This window comes from Streptomyces gelaticus (assembly GCF_014649535.1).
In the GTDB taxonomy this organism is placed as follows: domain Bacteria; phylum Actinomycetota; class Actinomycetes; order Streptomycetales; family Streptomycetaceae; genus Streptomyces; species Streptomyces gelaticus.
In genome coordinates, this window is the sequence record NZ_BMTF01000017.1 from 146,729 (window position 1) to 169,788 (window position 23,060).

Below are 23,060 nucleotides of genomic sequence, written 5' to 3' on the forward strand. Positions count from 1 at the left end.
GCCTGACCGCCCGGCTCTCCCCCTGGGACACGCATTGCCTGCCCGCAGGTTCTCCTGCCGCGCCCGGACCCACCCTAATCGTCATGGGGCTCGCTCCGGCAGGCCGTACGGCACCGCAAGAGCTGTCCCGTGCATCACGTGTCGCCCCCAAGTCGGCCGAGTACGGCACAGCGTGAAGGGCGAAGCGGTCAAACATGTACATCTGCGTACGGAAAGCCGAACGTTCCGTACGGGCGGCCACGAGCGGGCCGTGCCCGTCAGTCCATCCTGCGCGCGCCGCCCAGGAGTCCGGTCTCGGCATCGGTCGCCCGGGTCATCACGAACTGCCGGTCGCGCCCGGCGCACCAGAGCGTGACCCCGTCGGACAAGGTGGACAGTGTTTGGGTCTCGGCGGCCGGAAGGTGCAGTATGCGGCCGATCTGTGCCGCTTCGTCAGGGGATACCCGCTGAATGCCGACCAGGGCCGATTTCTCGATCAGCCTCGGTGCCACCGGGCTGAGATACGGCAGCAGCGTCAGCACCGACTGCCACGGCCCGGAGACCACCCGCCCGCGCGGTGGCCGCATGCCGCAGTCCCGCACCACGACCACCGGCGAACCGGCCGACGGCCCCTGCGGCGGCACCCGCCCGACATCGTGCAGGGTGATGCACGGCTGACCGCCGCCCGCCGCGTGCGCGAGCGCCGTCCAGGTCTGGGCCCGCCCGGTCTCCACGACGATCCGAGCACCGGTGGCGGCCGCCCGCAGTGCGAGGACCTGCGCCGTCCACACTCCGCCGATCAGCGTGACCTCGTACGGAGTCGGCCGGTTGAACCCCAGCACGGCGGGGCGGCCCTGGGCGTCCACGCCGATCACCACGCCGTCGTCGCCGACCGGCAGGGCCAGCGACTCCAGCTGGTCGAGCGTGACCGACTGCCGGGCCCGTCGCGGACCGATCAGCCCGAAGCCGAGCCGGGCCCCGGTGCTTGTGGATGCGGACATCAGCGGGTACCCCCGAGGGGCAGTGTGGCGAGCACGCCGGGCAGCTGCTCGCGGTCGAGCCGTACCAGCGAGGTCCTGACCCCGCGGGCGGTACGCTCCAACTCATGGCGGCCGCCCAGCAGTTCCTCGTCGCTGCGGCCGGTGATCCGGATGTGCCCGGTGATCGAGACGCCCTGTCGCTCGCCGTGCCCCAGCGTGAGGCTGAAGGTCGTGGCGAGCGCCGGGAGCGAGGTGAGCAGGGCCACGAGCTGCGGCATCGCGGCACCGCCGGCGCCGAACTGCGGCCAGCGGGCCACCCAGTAGGTGGTGTGCCACCGGTCGTCGCAGCGCCAGGTCCGCGCCGTCTCCTCGGTGCGGCGCACCGGCGTCCCGCTCAGGCCGGCCTGGGTCATGGCCGGTGCGCTGGCGCAGACCGAGGTCGCGATCGCGGACGTCAGCTCCTGCTCGGTCAGCACCGTCGCGCGGAAGCCGGCCCCGGTCAGCCGGCTCGACAGCTGATCGGCCGCGCGCACCACGCACTTCTGCGCCCCCGTGATGCCGCCGCCGCGCGCCTGCACGGCCTCCGGGCACAGCTCCGGGTCCAGCTTGAGCGCGATCCAGGTGATCCGGACGGCGGGCGAACCCGTCTGGGCCTGCAGCGGCGCGTAGTTGCGCGCGGCGATGGACTGCTGGGGCAGATGCGGGGCGGGTGCGGGCTGGGTGTGCTGCACGATCTGCGCCGACTCCAGCCGGATCCCGTCGACTTCGAGCACATCCCGTACGAGCGCCAGGGGCAGCGGCTGCGCGGACCGGTCCGGCCTCAGCGCCGAGACGTCCGACTCCACCTGGAGGACGGCCGTGACGAACGTACCGTCACCGATCATGCCGACCGGCCGTCGGTCACGGTCGCTGAACGAGTACGTGCGCAGCGCCGGATCGCACTCGACGACGGGCGCGATCCCCGGCTCCGTGCCCACGGGCAGCTCCAGCGCGGCGGCCCTGCGGGCACGCGCGCGCAGGGCGAGGACGGAGCCCAGCAGCTCCGGCAGCGAGCGGCGGTGCCTGCGTACGACGGCCAGCAGCACCAGCAGTCCGGCGATCACGACGGCCGGTGCCAGCAGCAGGGGTTCGACGACCCACGCCGCGAGCAGCAGCGCTGCCGCGATCTCCAGCAGTACGAGTTGTTGCAATCGGAATGAACCGAGCTTCCCGACCCGTCCGTCCGCGCGGCCCGGGGCAACTGCCGGGGAACGCCGCGCGGGGCCGTGCGGAGCAGGCGCACCACCGGCTCCGGGAGCTGCGGGGCCCATAGTGTTTCCGGCCGGACGTGCCCGTGTCGCGGAAGCCGTCATCCCGGCGTTCCCCCCGTTCATCGGTCCCCAACTCCCCCTGTATTCCGCCTGACCCGCTCGGGCCCCGACGGCCGGATCACCCTACCCGCCCCACCACCGCCCGCGGTCAGCAGGCATAGTAGGGGGCCGGTTGGGCACCGAGGTCCGGCATCGCGGTCCGGCCCGGCGGCCGGCGACGCGAACGCTCCCGGTGCCGCGCGGGGAGACACGGGGAGACGAAGCGACTGATGGCATCACGGCGGGATGAGCTCAACGCATACACCTTCGCGAAGAAACGCACGGTGGCGGCATTCCTCCAACCCTCCCCGAACGGCACGGAGGAGGGCGCTCCGCGCCCGCTGCGCGCGATCCTGCCGAGCATGGTCGTCGGGGCCCTGATCCTCGCGGGCTTCGGCGCCGTCGGCATGTTCAAGCCCACCGCGCCCAAGGGCTGGGACAAGCCCGCCACCAAGGTGATCGTCGGCAAGAAGTCCACCACTCGTTACGTCGTGCTCACCACCGGCAAGGGCGAGAAGAAGAAGACCCTGCTGCATCCCGTGCTCAACCTCGCCTCGGCCCGGCTGCTGCTCAACCCGGCGCAGTACGACGTCGTCCAGGTCGCCGACGACGTCCTGGACGCGGGCAAGCCCCCGCGCGGACCGATCCTCGGCATTCCGTACGCCCCCGACCGGCTGCCCGAGGCCGAGGACGCCGGGACGGCGAAGCGGTGGGCCGTCTGCGTACAGCCCGGCGGCAAGGGCAACACCGTGCAGAAGGCCGCCTTCGTCCTCGGCGCACGCGACAACAAGCTGACCGAGGGCAGATGGAAGCTCGGCGGCGGCCAGGTGCTCTACGTCCAGGGCCAGGACCGGGCCCGCTACCTCGTCGACGCGAAGGGCACCAAGTACCGCATCGCCGAGACCGCCGCCGACGAGGGGCATCTGACCAACGCCCTGGTCGGGAGCGTGCAGCCGCAGTCCGTCACCGACGACTGGCTGGCCACCCTGCACGACGGCAGCCCGATCGCCTTCCCGGTCATCCCCGGCAACATCGGTGCCCCGGCACACGTCGAGGGTCAGCTCTCCGCCGAGGAGAACACGGTCGGCATGGTCCTTCGGACCAAAACCGGCGAGGGCACCAGTTACTACGTGGTGCTCGAAGGAAAGGTCCAGCGCGTCTCCGAGTTCACCGCCTGGCTGCTGATCAGCTCACCGCAGACCGCCGAGCTGAACCTGGCCAGCGAGGCACGCGCCGTCGGCCTGCAGGACTTCGTGCCGGACACCGCCGCCTTCGCGGGCCAGGCCGCGCACTGGCCGGCCCACCGGACCAAGCAGGTCAACTCCGCCGAGGGCGCAGGCACCGGCCGCGACACCGTCTGCAGCGTGCTGCGCAAGGTCGACAGCTCGGGCCGGACCACCCTGAGCACCTGGGCGGGCACCGAGTATCCCGCCTCCATCGCCGCCGGCGGCACCAGCACCTACGTCACCCCCGGCAGCGGCCTGCTGTACACCCAGGTCCGGGGCCGGCAGACCAGGCCCGACGGATCACTCTTCCTGGTGACCGACACCGGACTGCGCTACGCAGTCCAGGCGAACGGCGACAGCGACACCAGGCGCTCCGACATCGGCACCGGCGACCAGCAGAAGCAGTCGGACGGCCGCCCCGAGCCCAGCCAGGCGCAGAGCAGGCTCGGATACGAGAAGGTGATGCCCGCCCTCGTACCGATCGAATGGTCGGACTTCCTGTCCAAGGGCCCCAGGCTGGACACCAACAGCGCCCGCCAGCCGCAGGGTTCATGACGTTGCGGAACGCGGCGGGCGGCGTACGGCCCGGGGGAGGGACACGGATGGGGTACGGGAGGACGGCCCGCGCGGTGGCGGTCACCGCCGCGCTGACCGCACTGGCGGCGCCGGGGGCCGCCAGTGCCGCCGAGGACGCCCGGGGGCCCGGAGACGTGGGCCTGGACGGCGGCGGCGAGTGCACCTTCCCGATGAAGCGGCAGTACGAGGGCCGTCCCTGGCCGCTGCAACGCGTCCTGCTGGACGAACTCTGGCAGGACACCAAGGGCAAGGGCGTACGCGTCGCCGTCATCGACACCGGCGTGGACAACGTCAACCCGCAGCTCAGGACGGCCGTCGACGCGTCGGCGGGCGCCGACTACCTCAAGGGCGGCAAGAGCGACGGCACGGTCGACGAGGTCGGCCACGGCACCAAGGTCGCCGGAATCATCGCCGCCCGCCCCCGCACGGGCACCGGATTCGTCGGACTGGCTCCCGAGGCCACCATCATCCCGATCCGCCAGAACGACGAGAAGAACAGCGGCAAGGACACCACGATGGCCACCGCGATCGACCACGCGATCGCCAAGGGCGCCCAGGTCATCAACATCTCCCAGGACACCACCAAACCCCTGGCGGAGACATCCACGCTGGGCCGGGCGGTGGCCAGGGCGCTCGCCAAGAACATCGTCGTGGTCGCCTCCGCGGGCAACGACGGCATGGACGGCAAGCGCAAACGCACCTACCCCGCGGCCTTCGGCGGAGTCCTCGCCGTTGCCTCGTCCGACCGCAACAACGAACGCGCCCCGTTCTCCCAGGCCGGCGATTTCGTCGGGGTCGCCGCCCCGGGCGTCGACATCGTCTCCACCGTCCCCGGCTACGGCCAGTGCACCGACAACGGCACCAGCTTCTCGGCCCCCTACGTCTCCGGGGTGGCCGCACTGATGCGCGCCAAGTACCCGAAGTGGACGGCGGCCCAGATCGTCGCCCGCATCGAGCAGACCGCCGAACGCTCCGTCACCGGCCATGACGACTTCGTCGGCTGGGGCGTCGTCGACCCGGTCCGCGCCCTGTCCGGGGACGACCTCCCGCAGAACGCCCCGCGTCCGGACCCGGCACCGCCGAAGGCACCGGCCCCCGAGCCGGCGCAGCTCTCCCTGTCGGAGACGCCCCAGGAGCGCAGCGAGCGGTACGCCACCTACGCGGTGGCCGCGGCAGCCGTCCTGGTCGGGGTGATCGCCGGGGCCGCGACGGTGGTCCGCGACGCCCGCCGACGGCGCGCCGCACGATGACGCGGCCGCCCGGCGATGTGGCCGGCCGCCGGTGAAGAGCGGTTGGGGAGAGACCCCGAAGTGACTAGGGTGGTAACAGACTTCACGTGTGTGACGGGGGAACGAGAAGTGGCCTGCGCCGATTTCAAGCCATGGGTGTGCCGAGACGGCGCTTTCCCGGCCCGGACCTTCCCCATTCCTTTGCCGGAGCACATGGGAACGGAAGGATCCTGACCGTGACGGACGGACAGGCCAGGCAACCGAGAGATAGGACTTGCGGATGACCAGCCCCTCAGGCGGTTTCGGACTTGCCGACGATCCGATCGTCCAGGCGAAGAACAAGATCATCGAGACGGGCCGCGCGGTGTCCCGTCAGTCCCGGGAACTGGCCGACATCCTGGAGACGGTCGGCGCCGGATGGACGGGTGTCGGCGCCTCGGGGTTCAAGTCCGCGCAGTTGATGATCAACGAGGACCACGACCAGATCCGTCGGCTCCTCGATGTCCTGCACAACGCGGTGGAAGGCACCAAGAACCTCAGCAACGCCAACGACGAGGAGGTCCGCGCGGCCTTCAACGCGGTCAAGGGCCAGGCGCCGCCCGCCAACACCTCCGGACTGAACAACGTCTGAGCGGCGCCGCGCCACCCCTTCCGCACCCGCCGAGCACCGAGGAGAAGACACATGGGGCACGACCCGAACACCAAGGTCAAGTACGAGACCGTCCAGGAGATGGCCAACCGCATCCGCGCGGTGTCCAGGAACATCGTCAAGGACCTCGAAGAGATGGACGCCGCGCTCAAGGTCGTCACCGACACCTGGGACGGTGTGGCCCACGGTGAGTACGTGAGCCTGCAGGGCAAATACAAGGGCCGGGCGGAGCACATGAAGGACCGCCTGGAGCACGTCGCGAGGATCGTCGAGAACGGCAAGGACAGCTACCGCGCCACGGACCACAGGGCCTCGCGCGGCTTCACCGAGGCGTACTGACCGCCCGCGGGCACAAGGAAGGAGGGGCACGCTCGCCCGAGCGTGCCCCTCCTTGCCGTATGCGCACCGACTACTTCAGGTCGAACTCGCCGTCCCGCGCGCCCAGGACGAAGGCCCGCCACTCGGCCTCGGTGTACCGCAGCACCGTCCCGGGGTCCAGCGAGGACCGCATCGCCACCGCGCCGCCCGGCAGATGAGCGATCTCGACGCGCTCCTCGGCCTCTTCGGTGCCGGGCGCGCTCAGCCACTCCACCCCCGAGATGTCGAGTGCGTACAGCTCGTCCTTCTCCTGCTGAGTACCCATCGGGCACCTTCCTTCTCCTGCGGCGGAACGCTTCTCGGATCCTTCAGCAGACTATCCGCCGCCCACCGTCCCGGTGTACGGGCAGTCGCTCATGTGCTATCGCACCGGATCAGCGCTGCTCCGGCAGTCGGCCGATCTGCACCAGCGGGTTCCCGCGGCGCCGCGAGGCGAAGTACCCGCGCCCCGGCGGCATCGCGTGCCCGCGCACCGTACCGATCAGATCACCCTCGGCCGGGTCACCGGAAAGGACGACCCCCTGCGCCCCCAGCTCCTTGATGCGCTGCATGAACGCCTCGTACATCGACCGCGAGGCCCCGGCGGAGTTCCGTGCGATGACGAAGCGGACCCCGGTGTCCCGGGCGAACGGCAGGTACTCCGCCAGCGGGGCCAGCGGATTGCCCGCGTTCGTCGCCACCAGGTCGTAGTCGTCGACGATGATGAAGATCTGCGGCCCGGTCCACCAACTGCGGTCGCGCAGCTGCTGGGGCGTGACATCGGTCGGCGGCTGCCGGCGCGCGAAGACGCCCGCCAGCGCCTCCATGTGCATCTGCATCGAGCTCGCCATCGGCGCGTACTCCAGCAGATGGCCCTCGGGCAGTGCGCCCAGCAGCCCCCGCCGGTAGTCACCGACGACGAGCTTCGCCTCGTCGGGGGAGTAGCGCTCCGAGATCTGCTGCGCGATCAGCCGCAGCAGATTGGTCTTGCCCGACTCGCTCTCCCCGAAGACCAGGAAGAACGGATCGGTCTCGAAGTCGACGAACACCGGCTCCAGATCGGTCTCGTCGATACCGATCGCGATGCCCCGCTGCGGGAACTCGAAGCCCTTCGGCAGCTGATCGGCCGGCAGCTTGCGCGGCAGCAGCCGCACGGGCGGCGCGGCGGTACCCGCCCAGTTCGCCTTCACCGTACCGACGAACGCGGCCGTGCCGTCGGAGAGATCCGCGGCGCTGCTGGAACCGTCGATACGCGGCAGTGCGCCCATGAAGTGCAGCTTCTGCGCCACCTGACCCCGGCCCGGGACACCGGCCGGCACATTGGCCGCGACCTTGCGGTCGAACTCGGAGTCCATGACGTCGCCGAGCCGCAGTTCGAGCCGGCCCAGGATCTGGTCCTTCAGCGCGGCCCGCACCTCCATGTAGCGGGCGGCCGTGATCACGACATGGATGCCGTAACCCAGCCCGCGCGCGGCGATGTCGGTGACGACCTGCTCCAGCATCTCGTACTCGGACCGGAAGCCGCCCCAGCCGTCCACCACCAGGAAGACATCGCCCCAGGGCTCGCCGGGCAGTTCGCCCAGGGCGCGCCTGCGCCGGTAGGTGGCGATGGAATCGATCGAGTGGGCGCGGAAGAACTCCTCGCGCCGGTTCAGCACGCCCGCGACCTCGGCGACCGTCCGCCGTACCCGTTCCGGGTCCAGCCGAGAGGCCATCCCGCCGACATGCGGCAGATCCGCCAGCGAGACCAGACCGCCACCACCGAAGTCCAGCCCGTAGAACTGCACTTCGTGCGGGGTGTGGGTGAGTGCGAACGACGAGATGAGCGTACGCACCAGCGTCGACTTGCCGGACTGCGGACCGCCGACGACCATCATGTGGCCCGCCGCGCCCGAGAAGTCCCGGTACAGCACCTCGCGCCGCTGCTCGAAGGGCTTGTCGATCAGCCCGAGCGGCACGGTCAGCCCGCCCGGACGGGTGTACTCCGTCGCCGTGAACCCGCGCTCGGCGGTCGGCGCCAGCCCCGGCAGCAACTGGTCCAGCGTCGGCGCCCGGTCCAGCGGCGGCAGCCACACCTGGTGGGCGGGCACCCCCTGCCCCTCCAGGCGGCGCACGATCACATCGAGCACGGTGTCGGCGAGCGCGTCGTCGTCCGCGCCCGCGCGGGCGGCCACCAGATGCGCCGGGTCGGGCGCCGCGTACACCACCGGCACCTCCAGGGCGCTGAACAGCGCGGGCCGCCGCTCGATCGGCAGCGCCCCCACCGGCAGATCCGAGCCGCCCGTGCGGTACGGCCCCGACACATAGGCCGCCTTGAACCGGGTCATCTCGTCCGTGCCGAACTTCAGATAGCCGGAGCCGGGCACCGACGGCAGGTGGTACGCGTCCGGCACACCGAGCGCCGTACGCGACTCGGCGGCGGAGAAGGTCCGCAGCCCGATCCGGTACGAGAGATAGGTGTCGAGACCGCGCAGCTTGCCCTCCTCCAGACGCTGCGAGGCCAGCAGCAGATGCACACCCAGCGAACGCCCGATCCGGCCGATCTGGATGAACATGTCGATGAAGTCGGGCTTGGCGGTGAGGAGTTCGGAGAACTCGTCGATGACCAGGACCAGCGAGGCCAGCGGCTCCAGCGCCGCACCCGCCGCCCGCGCCTTCTCGTAGTCGTGGATGTTGGCGTAGTTCCCGGCCGAGCGCAGCAGCTCCTGCCGGCGCTGGAGCTCACCGCGGATCGCGTCCCCCATGCGGTCGACCAGCGTCAGGTCGTCCGCGAGGTTGGTGATGACGGCCGCGACATGCGGCATGTGTGACATCCCGGCGAAGGTCGCACCGCCCTTGAAGTCCGCGAGCACGAAGTTCAGCGTCTCCGAGGAGTGCGTGACTGCGAGCCCCAGCACCAGCGTCCGCAGCAGCTCGGACTTGCCGGAACCCGTGGCACCGACACACAGCCCGTGCGGACCCATGCCGTCCTGCGCCGCCTCCTTCAGGTCCAGCATCACCGGCTGACCGTCCTCGCCGATCCCGATCGGCACCCGCAGCCGCTCGGAGACCGACCGCGGCCGCCAGGTGCGCGCCACATCGACCGAGGCCGCGTCGCCCAGGTTCAGCAGATCCGTGAAGTCCAGATTCGCCAGCAGCGGCTCGTCGTCGTCGCCACCGCCCATCCTGAGCGGCGCCAGCTGCCGGGCCAGCGCCTCCGCCGCCGCCAGCGACATCCCGTCCGGCACACCCTCGTACGCCATCCCCGCACCCGACTCCAGCCGCAGCAGCCCCGGCCGCACCACCACCGACAGGCCGCCGCGCGGCTCGTCGAGCTCGCCGGGCACCACCTCGACGATCGTCACGCCCTGGATGCCCTCGGCCGCCGCGAACAGCGAGTCGGGCGGCACCATCCCACCGTCCAGCACCACCACGATGTGCGGCTGGTCCAGCAACGGCCGGCTCTCCCGGCCGAACCGCGGCCGCCCCTCCAGCCGGCCCGCCAGCAACTGCTCCAGCTCACCCAGGTCGTCCCCGAACAGCCGCTTCGTACCGGCCCCGTCGACCTGCCCCGGCAGCTGCAGATGCGGCAGCCACTTCGTCCAGTCCCAGCGCTCCACCGCACCCCGCGCCGCCACCACGGCGACGACCAGGTCCTCGGGGGAGTGCAGCGTCACCAGCTGGGCGACCAGCGCCCGCGCGGCCGACTGCGCCGCCTCCGGCTGACCGGAGACCGTCACGTGGTAGAACGCTCGCATCGACACGGCCATCGGCAGCCCGTCCAACGACCCGTGCACGGCGAGGAACCGCTGCATCGCACCCGCGCACATCGGCTCCAGCTCGTCCACCGGGGCGGTGTCGGGAGCGATCAGCGGGGTGGCCAGCTGCTGCGCCCCGAGACCCACCCGGACCTGTCCGAAGTCCTTGTCACCGACCCGCCGTTCCCACACCCGGCTGCCCTCGGCGACCACCGACCACAACTGCTCCGGAGCGGGTTGCAGATACAGCTGCACATCCCGCTGCGTGCGCGCCGTGCGGCGCACCGTACGCCGGGTCTGCGCCAGGTACTTGAGGTAGTCGCGCCGGACATCGGCCATTTGCCCCTGCGTACCGCGGCGGTAGCGGACCAGCTGTGCGACCACCATCCCGACGGTCGAGACCAGCATCAGAACACCCATGATCCGCATGAACGGAGGTGCCTGCGGCGAGAAGAAGAAGACCACCGACGAACCCATGCCGAGCACCGGCAGGATCTGCATCAGCATGCCCTCCTGCTGCCCGCGGGGCAGTTCCGGAGGGGACTCCAACGTCAACTCGTCAACGGGGACTTCCGGCGGCAGGGCCCTCGGAGGTCGCTTCACGACGATCTGGCTCACCGAAACACCAATCCCTCGGTACGGACGGGCACAAGACCGGCCGAATGCGCACCGAAGCCCCCGTGGCTGCCATTGCCCGCGGAAGTCACTCCGCGCGACGGCGATCCTACTTGCAGATGACCTGCCCCCCGCCCGGTAGGGTGGCGCGCGCACCGTGCGCAACCGCGAATCAGGGGGACCAGACACGTGAGTTCGACTGCAGCGACGGGCTTCTGCCGGGTGACCGTGGTGGCACCCGACAGCCGGATCGATGTGGCTCTGCCGGAGGACATCGCCGTCGCGGACGTCTACCCGGAGATCCTTCGCCTCACCGGCCAGACCCAGGCAGCCGGAACTCCCACCGGATACCACCTCGTACGCCGCGACGGCACGGTCCTCGACGGGGCGCGCACCCTTGCCGCGCAGCAGGTGCTCGACGGCGAACTCCTCAGCCTGCGCCCCTTCGCCCAGTCCCTGCCGCCGGCCGTCTTCGACGACGTCTCCGACGCCGTCGCCTCGGCCGTCACCCGCGACCGCCACCTGTGGAGCGACGAACTGCTGCGTGGCGCGGGCCTGGCCGGCGGTGTGCTGCTGCTCGTGCTGATGGGCTTCGTGCTCTGGTTCGCCGACCCGGTCAGGCACGACATGCACAGCCTGCCCGGCGTCGTCGCGGGCTCCGCCGGGCTGCTGCTGACCGCGTTCGCGGGGGTGCGCGCCCGGGTCTACGCCGACCGCCCCACCGCCGTCGCTCTCGGTCTCGGTGCACTGCCCCTCGTGCTGATCGCGGGCTCCGGCATCATCGGCCCGGACGCCGGCCAGGGCCCCGGCAGGCTCCAGTTCCTGCTCGGCTGCGTCGCCGTCCTGATCGCCTCGGTCGCGCTGGTCGCCCTCACCCCGAGCGGCGACGCCCCGTTCGTCGCGGCCACCTTCCTCGCCACCGTCGGCACCCTGGCCACCTTCGTCGCGATCCTCACCGAGGCGTCGGCCACCCGGACGGCCGCCGTCTGCACCCCGGTCGCCCTCGGCCTGGTCGCCTTCCTGCCCGGCCTCTCCGCCCGCTTCGCCCGGCTGCCCATCGGCTACGCCTCGCCGCACACGGCCCCGGGCGGCTACGACGACAGCCCCGCCGACCCGTACGCCGAGCCCTCCGCCCGGACCGGCCCCGTCGACGCCGAGCGCATCGCGGCCCAGGCCCGCCGGGGCCACGAGATGCTGCTCGGCCTGGTCGGGGGCTGCGCGGCGGTCGTCGTCGGGTGCGGGGCCGTGCTCGGCTTCTCGGACAATGTCTGGGGCCAGCTCCTGGCCCTGGCCGCCGGACTCGCGATGCTGCTGCGCGCCCGCCTGTTCCGCTACACCTCGCAGGTCGCCTGCGTACTGGTGGCGGGCCTCGGCACCATCGCCCTGCTGGTCCTCGGCCTCTGTCTGAACCCGCCGGCCGACCTGCTCTTCGACCTGGTCAGGTACGGGGACCGCAGCTCCCTGGACATCCGTACGATCTGGCTCTCCGCCGCCGTCGCCGCCGGAGCGGCTCTGCTCACCGCGATCGGCCTGATCATTCCGCGCAAGGGCCTCTCCCCGTTCTGGGGCCGGCTGCTCGACCTGACCGAGAGTGCCGTCCTGCTCTCGCTGGTCCCGCTCTGCCTGGCGGTACTGGACGTCTTCACCAGGGCAAGGGCCCTGACGAGCTGAGCCGCGGGGGCTGGTACGCTGTGTGACGGCCGTTTGTGTACGCCCTCCCGGATCATCCTGGGAGCTGCGCTCATCGGACCCTCGCCCCCGAGTAACGGAAGCCCCCCTGAGAACGGACCAGGGGCACTCGCGGACGCATCGAACATCAAAGAGGAGTACCGCGTGTCGCTCGACGCCGCTACGAAGAAGCAGATCATGGCCGAGTTCGCCACCAAGGAGGGTGACACCGGATCCCCCGAGGTCCAGGTCGCGATGCTCTCCCGCCGGATCTCGGACCTGACGGAGCACCTCAAGACGCACAAGCACGACCACCACTCCCGTCGTGGTCTGCTGATCCTGGTCGGCCAGCGTCGCCGCCTCCTTCAGTACCTGGCCAAGAAGGACATCCAGCGCTTCCGTGCGCTGGTCGACCGCCTCGGCATCCGTCGCGGTGCGGCCGGCGGCGCCAAGTAGTTCGCGGTGAAGGGAGCGGTTCCCACGACTGAGGGGGCCGCTCCCTTTGCTGTACGTACGATTGTGTGTACGCACGCACACCCGGGAAGTGACGGGCCCGCTCGCACCACCGGAATGCCAAGCTGAGCCGAATCTCAGTAACCTGGTCGAAGGACGACCAACAGACGAGCGAGAAGCAGACCTCCCCGCCGCCGGTCCTCGGTAGTGGCCCCCGGACTCATCGACCCGGGTGCTTCGATCGAAGACCGGCCCGCCGATGGAGGGCTTCTCCGCTACCGCTCCCCGCCACACGGGCGTGGGGGCGCGAAGACGCTATGTATCGGAGAAAACGCTAGTGGAGAACGAGACCCACTACGCCGAGGCCGTTATCGACAACGGAACCTTCGGCACCCGCACCATCCGCTTCGAGACGGGCCGCCTGGCCAAGCAGGCCGCCGGTTCCGCCGTGGCGTACCTGGACGACGACACCATGGTGCTGTCGGCCACCACCGCTTCCAAGAAGCCCAAGGACCAGCTCGACTTCTTCCCCCTCACGGTGGACGTCGAGGAGCGGCAGTACGCGGCCGGCAAGATCCCCGGCTCCTTCTTCCGCCGTGAGGGCCGGCCCTCCGAGGACGCGGTCCTCACCTGCCGCCTGATCGACCGCCCGCTGCGCCCCTCCTTCAAGAAGGGCCTGCGCAACGAGATCCAGATCGTCGAGACGGTCATGGCGCTCAACCCCGACCACCTGTACGACGTGGTCGCGATCAACGCCGCCTCCTGCTCCACGCAGCTGGCCGGCCTGCCCTTCTCCGGCCCGGTCGGCGGCACCCGTGTCGCCCTGATCAAGGGCCAGTGGGTCGCCTTCCCGACGCACACCGAGCTCGAGGACGCCGTCTTCGACATGGTCGTCGCCGGTCGCGTCCTGGAGGACGGCGACGTCGCGATCATGATGGTCGAGGCCGAGGCCACCGAGAAGACCATCCAGCTCGTCAAGGACGGCGCCGAGGCTCCCACCGAGGAGGTCGTCGCCGCCGGTCTGGAAGCCGCGAAGCCCTTCATCAAGGTCCTCTGCAAGGCCCAGTCGGACCTCGCGGCCAAGGCCGCCAAGCCCACCGGCGACTTCCCGGTCTTCCTGGACTACCAGAACGACGTCCTCGAGGCGCTCGCCGCCGCCGTGACGTCCGAGCTGGCCCAGGCGCTCACCATCGCCGGCAAGCAGGACCGCGAGGCCGAGCTGGACCGCGTCAAGGAGATCGCCGCCGAGAAGCTCCTCCCGGCCTTCGAGGGCCGCGAGAAGGAGATCTCCGCCGCGTACCGCGCGCTGACCAAGAAGCTGGTCCGCGAGCGCGTCATCAAGGACAAGGTCCGCATCGACGGCCGCGGTGTCACGGACATCCGTACGCTCGCCGCCGAGGTCGAGGCCATCCCGCGGGTGCACGGCTCGGCGCTGTTCGAGCGTGGCGAGACCCAGATCCTGGGCGTCACCACCCTCAACATGCTCCGCATGGAGCAGCAGCTGGACACCCTCTCCCCGGTGACCCGCAAGCGCTACATGCACAACTACAACTTCCCGCCGTACTCCGTCGGTGAGACCGGCCGCGTGGGCTCGCCCAAGCGCCGCGAGATCGGCCACGGAGCGCTCGCCGAGCGCGCCATCGTGCCGGTGCTGCCGACGCGCGAGGAGTTCCCCTACGCGATCCGCCAGGTCTCCGAGGCGCTGGGCTCCAACGGCTCGACGTCCATGGGTTCGGTCTGCGCCTCCACCATGTCGCTGCTGAACGCCGGTGTGCCGCTCAAGGCCGCCGTCGCCGGTATCGCCATGGGCCTGATCTCCCAGGAGATCGACGGCAAGACCCACTACGTCGCCCTCACCGACATCCTCGGTGCGGAGGACGCCTTCGGCGACATGGACTTCAAGGTCGCCGGTACGAAGCAGTTCGTCACCGCGCTCCAGCTCGACACCAAGCTCGACGGCATCCCCGCCTCGGTCCTGGCCGCCGCGCTGAAGCAGGCCCGCGACGCCCGCCTCCACATCCTCGACGTGATGAACGAGGCCATCGACGTCCCGGACGAGATGTCCCCGAACGCCCCGCGGATCATCACCGTCAAGATCCCGGTGGACAAGATCGGTGAGGTCATCGGCCCCAAGGGCAAGATGATCAACCAGATCCAGGAGGACACCGGCGCCGACATCACGATCGAGGACGACGGCACCATCTACATCGGTGCCGCCGACGGACCGGCCGCCGAGGCGGCCCGCGCCACGATCAACTCGATCGCCAACCCGACCATGCCGGAGGTCGGCGAGCGCTACCTGGGTACGGTCGTCAAGACCACCACCTTCGGTGCGTTCGTGTCCCTGATGCCGGGCAAGGACGGCCTGCTGCACATCTCGCAGATCCGCAAGCTCGCCGGTGGCAAGCGCGTGGAGAACGTCGAGGACGTGCTCGGTGTCGGCACCAAGGTCCAGGTCGAGATCGCCGAGATCGACTCCCGCGGCAAGCTCTCCCTGATCCCGGTCATCGAGGGCGAAGAGGACGAGAAGAAGGACGACGCCGCCAAGTGACGTCCCGTAGTTCCGTGACGACGGCCCGCGCCTCCTTCGAGGCGCGGGCCGTCGCCCGTACCCAAACGCTTCTCAAGGGCACCAACGGCATCGGTACGGTCCGCCGCACCGTCCTGCCCGGCGGCCTCCGGGTCGTCACCGAGACCCTGCCCTCCGTACGCTCCGCCACCTTCGGCATCTGGGCCAACGTCGGATCACGCGACGAGACCCCCACGCTGAACGGCGCGACGCACTACCTCGAACACCTCCTCTTCAAGGGCACAGCCAAGCGCAGCGCCCTCGACATCTCCGCCGCGATCGACGCGGTCGGCGGCGAGATGAACGCCTTCACGGCGAAGGAGTACACCTGCTACTACGCGCGGGTCCTCGACACCGACCTCCCGCTGGCCATCGATGTCGTCTGCGACATGCTGACCGGCTCGCTGATCACCGCCGAGGACGTCGACGCCGAGCGCGGCGTCATCCTCGAAGAGATCGCGATGACCGAGGACGACCCGGGCGACTGCGTGCACGACCTGTTCGCGCACACCATGCTCGGCGACACCCCGCTCGGCCGCCCGGTCCTCGGCACCGTCGACACCATCAACGCGCTCGACCGCGGCCGGATCGCCCGCTTCTACAAGAAGCACTACGACCCCACGCACCTGGTCGTCGCCGCCGCCGGCAACATCGACCACGCCACGGTCGTACGCCAGGTCCGCAAGGCGTTCGAGCGGGCGGGCGCCCTGTCCCGCACCGACGCCGTCCCGGTCGCCCCGCGCCACGGCGCCCGCAAGCTCCGCACCGCGGGCCGGGTCGAGCTCCTGAACCGCAAGACCGAGCAGGCCCATGTCGTTCTCGGCGTGCCCGGCCTGGCCCGCACCGACGAGCGCCGCTGGGCGCTGGGCGTCCTCAACGCCGCTCTCGGCGGCGGTATGAGCTCACGCCTCTTCCAGGAGGTGCGGGAGAAGCGCGGCCTCGCCTACAGCGTGTATTCGTACACCTCGGGCTTCGCCGACTGCGGACTCTTCGGGGTGTACGCGGGCTGCCGGCCCAGCCAGGTCCACGACGTCCTCAAGATCTGCCGGGACGAGCTCGACCGGGTGGCGTCCGAGGGACTGAGCGACGAGGAGATCGGCCGTGCCATCGGGCAGCTCTCCGGTTCCACGGTCCTCGGCCTGGAGGACACCGGCGCGCTGATGAACCGCATCGGCAAGAGCGAGCTGTGCTGGGGCGACCAGATGTCGGTCGACGACATGCTGGCCCGGATGGCACAGGTCACCCCCGACGACGTCCGGGCGGTCGCGGACGAGGTCCTCGGACACCGTCCCTCCCTGTCCGTCATCGGCCCGCTCAAGGACAAGCAGGCCGACCGCCTCGAAGAAGCGGTCTCCTAACTCCACCGTTAAGGAAGCAGAGCAATGAGCAAGCTGCGCGTGGCCGTTCTCGGCGCCAGGGGCCGGATCGGATCCGAGGCGGTACGAGCCGTCGAGGCCGCCGACGACATGGAGCTGGTGGCCGCGCTGGGCCGCGGCGACGAGCTGGAGACCCTCACGGAATCCGGCGCCCAGGTCGTCGTCGAGCTCACCACCCCGGCGTCCGTGATGGACAACCTCGACTTCTGTGTCCGGCACGGCATCCACGCCGTCGTCGGCACGACGGGCTGGACCGACGAACGGCTCGCGCAGCTGAACACCTGGCTCGCCGACTCCCCGGAGACCGGTGTGCTCATCGCGCCGAACTTCTCCATCGGCGCCGTCCTCACGATGAGGTTCGCGGAGCAGGCGGCCCGCTACTTCGAGTCCGTCGAGGTCGTCGAACTGCACCACCCGAACAAGGCGGACGCCCCCTCGGGCACCGCCACCCGCACCGCCCAGCTGATCGCCGAGGCCCGCAGGAAGGCCGGCTGCGCCCCGCAGCCGGACGCCACCACCACGGCCCTGGCCGGCGCCCGCGGCGCGGACGTGGACGGGGTCCCGGTCCACGCGATCCGGCTCCGCGGCCTTCTCGCCCACCAGGAAGTGCTGCTCGGCGGTGAGGGCGAGACCCTCACCATCCGCCACGACTCCCTGCACCACAGCAGCTTCATGCCGGGCATCCTGCTCGGCGCACGCCGTGTGGCGACCACTCCCGGCCTCACGTTCGGCCTGGAACATTTCCTCGACCTGAACTGACTGAGCCCTGCCATGCGCGCAAAGATCACATACTTCGTCACCGCCGCCGTCCTGGTCTTCTACTTCGTCCTGGTCGGCAGCCGCGGCGTACTGCTCATCCGGCACGGCACACTGCTGACGGTCACCTTCGGGGTCGCGGTGCTGATCCTGCCGGTGATCGGCGTCTGGTTCCTCTGGAAGAACACCCAGTTCGTGTCGCGGGCGAACGCACTGGCCGCGGAACTCCACGCGGAGGGCGGCCTGCCGGTCGACGAGCTGGTCCGCACCCCGTCCGGCCGTATCGACCGCGACTCGGCGGACGCGGTGTTCGCCCGCCGCCGCGAGGAGACCGAGGACTCCCCGGACGACTGGCGCTGCTGGTTCCGCCTCGCGGTCGCCTACCAGGACGCCAGGGACACCCCTAGGGCGCGGAAGGCCATGCAGCGGGCCATCGCCCTGCACACGAAGGACGCCCGGCCCGGCACGTCCTGAACGGGCGTGCCGGACCGGGCGGCCCGGTCGTTCCAGGGCTCAGACCCGCCGGTACTCGTCCCCCCACGCCTCGACCGTGTCGGCCGCGCGGTCGAAGGCCTCGGCCCGCGTCAGGAAGTCGGCGTTGTTGTCGGTGAGCAGCGGCGGAATCGCCTCGCCGCCCTGGCGTACGACGATCAGGGCCTGCCCCTGCACGGTGCGGGGGAACCCGAGCCACTTCACCGGCTGCTGCACCGTGCGGATGGCGGTGACCCGGTCCCACGGCACGGTCGTCGTCGTCAAGAAGCCCACCCGGCGTACGCCGTGCTGGCTGACCCAGGCACCGACCCGCAGCAGCCGCAGAGCGCAGACGATGACCACGGCGGCGAGCCCCAGGCATACGGCCGCACCCGGCAGCGCCCCGGCGAACGCGATGACCATGCCCGCGAGCAGGACGAAGGACGCGAGCAGCAGCAGGGAGGCCGCGGCCCCGACCCGCCAGGGGCCGGGGCGGTAGGGACGCCGCCAGCTGTCGTGGTCGTCGAACGGCAGCGCGATGTCCTCGGCGCTGGCGTCAAACGCGCGGTCGGCCGTCAGAAAGGGCAGGGGCACGACTGATCCTCACTCACAAACACGCTCGATTGCTGTGCCCGGTGAGGCTATCGAGGAGGTCAACGACCCGACCACCCCAGGGGGGCCGTACGAGTCAGTGCCCGTGGGCGGCCTCGGTCTGCTCGACGTGCGAGGCGCTCTGGGCGGGGCTGAGCGCCGGCAGGCCGAGGACCAGCGACCCGACGAGGCCGGCGACGATCGTCAGCCCGACGAGGGAGCGGCCGGCCAGTTGGGAGACGCTGGCGCGCTCCCGCGGGGGCGGAGTGACGTTGCTGCGGAATCGGTCGCTCTCGGCCACGAACGAGAACGGGACGGCTTCGCGCCGGCGGAACATGAGGAAGGTCTCCTTGAACTCTGTTACGGATGCTGCTATTGAGTCAGACGCGTGGCAGGCCCGATCGGTGCCCCGAATCGCCGAATTCGTCGAAGAAATCCTGGAAGGCCCTTCCGGACCCGGTTGTCAGTGGTGGCCCGTAGAGTGGGCGCCGCCCGAGCGACGCAACTGGAAGGACCCCGCCGGTGACCGAGACCCCCGAGCCCGCAAAGCCCAGCTTCCGCAGTGATGTCACCGTTGAGCTGGTGAAACACGCCGCGGGCGACTCCGATGTCCTGTTCGCGGCCCGTGTCTCCACGGCCGGTGAGCAGTCCCTGGAGGAGGTCACCAAGGACCCCGAGCGCTCCAAGGGACTCATCAATTTCCTGATGCGCGACCGCCACGGCAGCCCCTTCGAGCACAACTCGATGACCTTCTTCATCAGTGCCCCGATCTTCGTGTTCCGCGAGTTCATGCGGCACCGCGTCGGCTGGTCGTACAACGAGGAATCGGGCCGCTACCGGGAGCTGGAGCCGGTCTTCTACGTCCCCGACGAGTCCCGCAAGCTCGTCCAGCAGGGCCGCCCCGGCAAGTACGAGTTCGTCGAGGGCACCCAGGCCCAGCAGGAGCTCACCGGCCGCGTCATGGAGGACTCCTACCGCCAGGCGTACGAGGCGTACCAGGAGATGCTCGCCGCGGGAGTGGCCCGCGAGGTGGCCCGCGCCGTGCTTCCCGTCGGCCTCTTCTCCTCGATGTACGCCACGTGCAACGCCCGCTCACTGATGCACTTCCTCGGCCTGCGCACCCAGCACGAGATGGCGAAGGTGCCCTCCTTCCCGCAGCGCGAGATCGAGATGGTCGGCCAGCAGATGGAGGAGCACTGGGCCCGGCTCATGCCGCTCACCCATGCAGCCTTCAACAAAAACGGACGCGTAGCCCCGTAAGCGGTGTCCGTATTGCGGCGTTTCGTGAAGTTCATCTAGGCTGATCAAACGGACCCGGCACTGCTTGAACCCCCGAGCAGGCAGTGCCGGGCTCCTATAGCTTGTCCCCCCGAGGGGACATTGGGCGCTGAGCAGCGAGTAGCGTGTTACCCATGGCTCCGATCTCCACTCCGCAGACCCCCTTCGGGCGGGTCCTCACCGCAATGGTCACGCCGTTCACGGCGGACGGCGCACTCGACCTCGACGGTGCTCAGCGGCTCGCCGCCCATCTGGTGGACGCAGGCAATGACGGCCTGGTCGTCAACGGCACCACCGGCGAGTCCCCGACCACCAGCGACGCGGAGAAGGACCAGCTCGTGAGGGCGGTACTGGAGGCTGTGGGAGACCGGGCCCACGTCGTCGCCGGCATCGGCACCAATGACACCCGCCACAGCATCGAGCTCGCCCGTACAGCCGAACGCTCCGGCGCCCATGGCCTCCTCGCGGTGACGCCGTACTACAACAAGCCGCCGCAGGAAGGTCTCTTCCGTCACTTCACGGCCATCGCCGACGCCACCGGCCTGCCGGTGATGCTCTACGACATTCCCGGCCGCAGCGGTGTGCCGATCGACACGGAGACACTGGTCAGGCTCGCCGAGCACCCGCGCATCGTCGCCAACAAGGACGCCAAGGGCGACCTCGGCCGCGCGAGCTGGGCCATCGCCCGCTCCGGCCTCGCCTGGTACTCCGGCGACGACATGCTGAACCTTCCGCTGCTCTCGGTCGGCGCCATCGGATTCGTCTCCGTCGTCGGCCATGTCGTCACCCCCGACCTGCGTGCCCTGATCGAGGCATACGCCGACGGCGACGTCCAGAAGGCCACGGAGATCCACCAGAAGCTCCTGCCGGTCTTCACCGGTATGTTCCGCACCCAGGGCGTGATCACCACCAAGGCCGCACTGGCCCTCCAGGGCCTCCCCGCGGGCCCGCTGCGCCTCCCCCTGGTGGAACTCACCGCACAGGAGACGGCACAGCTCAAGATCGATCTCGCGGCCGGCGGGGTAGAGCTGTAACCACAGACTTCATAACTGAATAAGCGAAGAACACTCGCAAGAGCGACATCACAGACAACAGCAAGTGCACGAATGACATGCGCGCCACGTGCCCAAGCGGTACGTGGCGTGCGTGGTAAGGAGAGTCTTTTGAGTCATCCGCATCCCGAACTCGGCACCCCGCCGAAGCTCCCGAAGGGCGGCCTCCGCGTCACCCCGCTCGGCGGCCTCGGCGAAATCGGCCGCAACATGACGGTCTTCGAGTACGGCGGCCGCCTGCTCATCGTCGACTGCGGAGTCCTCTTCCCCGAAGAGGAGCAGCCCGGAATCGACCTGATCCTGCCGGACTTCACCACTATCCGGGACCGTCTCGACGACATCGAGGGCATTGTCCTCACGCACGGCCACGAGGACCACATCGGCGGTGTCCCGTACCTGCTGCGCCTGAAGCCGGACATCCCCCTCATCGGCTCCAAGCTGACCCTCGCGCTGATCGAGGCGAAGCTCCAGGAGCACCGCATCCGTCCGTACACCCTCGAAGTGGAGGAGGGCCAGCGCGAGCGCATCGGCGTGTTCGACTGCGAGTTCGTCGCGGTCAACCACTCCATCCCGGACGCCCTCGCGGTGGCCATCCGCACGCCCGCGGGCCTGGCCGTCGCCACCGGCGACTTCAAGATGGACCAGCTCCCGCTGGACGGCAGGCTCACCGACCTGCACGCCTTCGCCCGGCTGAGCGAGGAAGGCATCGACCTTCTCCTCTCCGACTCGACGAACGCCGAGGTCCCCGGCTTCGTACCGCCCGAGCGGGACATCTCCAATGTCCTGCGTACAGTCTTCGCCAACGCCCAGAAGCGCATCATCGTGGCGAGCTTCGCCAGCCACGTCCACCGCATCCAGCAGATCCTCGATGCGGCACACGAGTACGGCCGCAGGGTCGCCTTCGTCGGCCGCTCGATGGTCCGCAACATGGGCATCGCCCGTGACCTCGGCTATCTGAAGATCCCCGCGGGCCTGGTCGTGGACGTGAAGACCCTCGACGACCTGCCGGACGACGAGGTCGTGCTGGTCTGCACGGGATCCCAGGGCGAGCCGATGGCCGCGCTGTCCCGGATGGCCAACCGCGACCACCAGATCAGGATCGTCCAGGGCGACACGGTGATCCTCGCGTCGTCCCTGATCCCGGGCAACGAGAACGCGGTCTACCGCGTGATCAACGGCCTGACCCGCTGGGGCGCCAACGTCGTCCACAAGGGCAACGCAAAGGTCCACGTCTCGGGCCACGCCTCGGCCGGCGAGCTGCTGTACTTCTACAACATCTGCAAGCCGAAGAACCTGATGCCGGTCCACGGCGAGTGGCGCCACCTGCGGGCCAACGCCGAACTGGGCGCGCTCACCGGCGTACCCAAGGACCACATCGTCATCGCCGAGGACGGCGTCGTCGTCGACCTCGTCGACGGCAAGGCGAAGATCGTCGGCAAGGTCCAGGCGGGCTATGTGTACGTCGACGGCCTTTCGGTCGGTGATGTCACCGAGACCTCGCTCAAGGACCGCCGCATCCTCGGTGACGAGGGCATCATCTCGGTCTTCATCGTGGTCGACAGCTCCACCGGCAAGATCGTGGGCGGCCCGGACATCCACGCCCGCGGCTCCGGCATCGACGATTCGGCATTCGGCGCCGTCGTGCCGAAGATCGAGGACGCGATCAACAAGTCTGCCCAGGACGGCGTGATGGAGCCCCACCAGCTCCAGCAGCTGGTCCGCCGCACGGTGGGCAAGTGGGTCTCCGACACCTACCGCCGGCGCCCGATGATCCTTCCGGTCGTCGTCGAGGTCTGACGCCGACGGACACGAACTGAGGAGCGGGGCCCCCGATTTGCATCGGGGCGCCCCGCTCCAGTACGTTTACGGCTCCGCCTGACCGGGAAACGCCGCGCACACCTGTGTGCAGCGAGCTCCCCGAAGGGGCGGGAATTCCGACTCAGAACTTCTGATAAAGTCGGTCCAGCCGAAAGGCAAGGCCAATCCAAAGGCCACCGGAATTCAAATTCGAACCGGAAACGGAACGAAAAAGACTCTGGTAAGGTTGGAGCCGCCGGAAAGGGAATCGCGATAGCGAGGACCTGGAAAGCGAAGCAGGGCCCGCTTCGACCGGGAATCGGACACGAAAGAGTCTGATAGAGTCGGGAAC

The 23,060-nt window shown here is 69.9% G+C and carries 19 protein-coding genes; 13 read left to right on the forward strand and 6 right to left on the reverse strand.

Annotation, left to right across the window (positions count from 1 at the left end; translation table 11 throughout):
- Window positions 1–257 precede the first annotated feature (257 nt).
- Window positions 258–980, reverse strand: a complete 723-nt coding sequence (locus tag IE107_RS23560) for a hypothetical protein (RefSeq protein WP_189546000.1) — start codon at window positions 978–980, stop codon at window positions 258–260.
- Complete coding sequence (gene eccE, locus IE107_RS23565; RefSeq protein WP_189546002.1) at window positions 980–2,311, reverse strand: type VII secretion protein EccE; 1,332 nt, start codon at window positions 2,309–2,311, stop codon at window positions 980–982. The genes IE107_RS23560 and eccE overlap by 1 nt, the downstream gene beginning before the upstream one ends.
- A 227-nt stretch (window positions 2,312–2,538) precedes the next feature.
- Between eccE and eccB the strand changes: the two genes are divergently transcribed.
- The 4 genes from eccB to IE107_RS23585 all read left to right on the forward strand — a co-directional run bounded on the left by eccB (window position 2,539) and on the right by IE107_RS23585 (window position 6,327).
- Window positions 2,539–4,089, forward strand: a complete 1,551-nt coding sequence (gene eccB / locus IE107_RS23570) for a type VII secretion protein EccB (protein WP_189546005.1) — start codon at window positions 2,539–2,541, stop codon at window positions 4,087–4,089.
- A gap of 47 nt (window positions 4,090–4,136) precedes the next feature.
- The gene (gene mycP, locus IE107_RS23575) at window positions 4,137–5,360 is read left to right on the forward strand and encodes a type VII secretion-associated serine protease mycosin (protein ID WP_189546007.1); all 1,224 of its coding nucleotides are present in this window, start codon (window positions 4,137–4,139) and stop codon (window positions 5,358–5,360) included.
- 259 nt (window positions 5,361–5,619) lie between these two features.
- Window positions 5,620–5,970, forward strand: coding sequence for a hypothetical protein (locus IE107_RS23580; RefSeq protein ID WP_189546010.1), 351 nt, complete (start codon window positions 5,620–5,622; stop codon window positions 5,968–5,970).
- 51 nt (window positions 5,971–6,021) lie between these two features.
- Window positions 6,022–6,327: a WXG100 family type VII secretion target gene (locus IE107_RS23585; RefSeq protein ID WP_189546012.1), complete on the forward strand. Its 306-nt coding sequence runs from the start codon at window positions 6,022–6,024 to the stop codon at window positions 6,325–6,327.
- A gap of 70 nt (window positions 6,328–6,397) precedes the next feature.
- Here IE107_RS23585 and IE107_RS23590 read toward each other — a convergent pair whose 3' ends face one another.
- Both IE107_RS23590 and eccCa read right to left on the reverse strand, forming a co-directional pair.
- Window positions 6,398–6,631 carry a DUF397 domain-containing protein gene (locus IE107_RS23590; protein WP_072489308.1) on the reverse strand — a complete coding sequence of 78 codons (234 nt, stop codon included), beginning with the start codon at window positions 6,629–6,631 and terminating at the stop codon, window positions 6,398–6,400.
- Window positions 6,632–6,740: 109 nt separating this feature from the next.
- Complete coding sequence (eccCa, locus tag IE107_RS23595) at window positions 6,741–10,700, reverse strand: type VII secretion protein EccCa (protein WP_189546015.1); 3,960 nt, start codon at window positions 10,698–10,700, stop codon at window positions 6,741–6,743.
- 186 nt (window positions 10,701–10,886) lie between these two features.
- Here eccCa and eccD point away from each other — a divergent pair, with 186 nt between their 5' ends.
- The 6 genes from eccD (at window position 10,887) to IE107_RS23625 (ending at window position 17,993) form a co-directional block, all read left to right on the forward strand.
- Window positions 10,887–12,368: a type VII secretion integral membrane protein EccD gene (gene eccD, locus IE107_RS23600; protein WP_189546016.1), complete on the forward strand. Its 1,482-nt coding sequence runs from the start codon at window positions 10,887–10,889 to the stop codon at window positions 12,366–12,368.
- A gap of 162 nt (window positions 12,369–12,530) precedes the next feature.
- Complete coding sequence (gene rpsO, locus IE107_RS23605) at window positions 12,531–12,821, forward strand: 30S ribosomal protein S15 (RefSeq protein WP_189546018.1); 291 nt, start codon at window positions 12,531–12,533, stop codon at window positions 12,819–12,821.
- Window positions 12,822–13,155: 334 nt separating this feature from the next.
- Window positions 13,156–15,369 carry a polyribonucleotide nucleotidyltransferase gene (locus tag IE107_RS23610; RefSeq protein ID WP_189546020.1) on the forward strand — a complete coding sequence of 738 codons (2,214 nt, stop codon included), beginning with the start codon at window positions 13,156–13,158 and terminating at the stop codon, window positions 15,367–15,369.
- Window positions 15,366–16,745 carry a M16 family metallopeptidase gene (locus tag IE107_RS23615; RefSeq protein ID WP_189546022.1) on the forward strand — a complete coding sequence of 460 codons (1,380 nt, stop codon included), beginning with the start codon at window positions 15,366–15,368 and terminating at the stop codon, window positions 16,743–16,745. The genes IE107_RS23610 and IE107_RS23615 overlap by 4 nt, the downstream gene beginning before the upstream one ends.
- A gap of 24 nt (window positions 16,746–16,769) precedes the next feature.
- On the forward strand, window positions 16,770–17,522 hold the full coding sequence (dapB, locus tag IE107_RS23620; protein WP_189546024.1) for a 4-hydroxy-tetrahydrodipicolinate reductase: 753 nt from the start codon (window positions 16,770–16,772) through the stop codon (window positions 17,520–17,522).
- Between the two features lie 12 nt (window positions 17,523–17,534).
- Complete coding sequence (locus IE107_RS23625; protein WP_189546026.1) at window positions 17,535–17,993, forward strand: tetratricopeptide repeat protein; 459 nt, start codon at window positions 17,535–17,537, stop codon at window positions 17,991–17,993.
- A gap of 39 nt (window positions 17,994–18,032) precedes the next feature.
- On the opposite strand, the gene IE107_RS23630 is transcribed toward IE107_RS23625, so the two are convergent.
- Complete coding sequence (locus IE107_RS23630) at window positions 18,033–18,584, reverse strand: SCO5741 family PH domain-containing membrane protein (RefSeq protein ID WP_189546028.1); 552 nt, start codon at window positions 18,582–18,584, stop codon at window positions 18,033–18,035.
- 94 nt (window positions 18,585–18,678) lie between these two features.
- The gene (locus IE107_RS23635) at window positions 18,679–18,918 is read right to left on the reverse strand and encodes a hypothetical protein (protein WP_189546030.1); all 240 of its coding nucleotides are present in this window, start codon (window positions 18,916–18,918) and stop codon (window positions 18,679–18,681) included.
- Window positions 18,919–19,103: 185 nt separating this feature from the next.
- Here IE107_RS23635 and thyX point away from each other — a divergent pair, with 185 nt between their 5' ends.
- The 3 genes from thyX to IE107_RS23650 all read left to right on the forward strand — a co-directional run bounded on the left by thyX (window position 19,104) and on the right by IE107_RS23650 (window position 22,708).
- Entirely contained in the window at window positions 19,104–19,841 is a 738-nt protein-coding gene (thyX, locus tag IE107_RS23640; protein ID WP_189546032.1) for an FAD-dependent thymidylate synthase, read from the forward strand.
- A 152-nt stretch (window positions 19,842–19,993) separates the two neighbouring features.
- Complete coding sequence (gene dapA, locus IE107_RS23645; protein WP_189546034.1) at window positions 19,994–20,893, forward strand: 4-hydroxy-tetrahydrodipicolinate synthase; 900 nt, start codon at window positions 19,994–19,996, stop codon at window positions 20,891–20,893.
- A 129-nt stretch (window positions 20,894–21,022) separates the two neighbouring features.
- Window positions 21,023–22,708, forward strand: a complete 1,686-nt coding sequence (locus IE107_RS23650; protein WP_189546036.1) for a ribonuclease J — start codon at window positions 21,023–21,025, stop codon at window positions 22,706–22,708.
- Window positions 22,709–23,060: the final 352 nt, after the last annotated feature.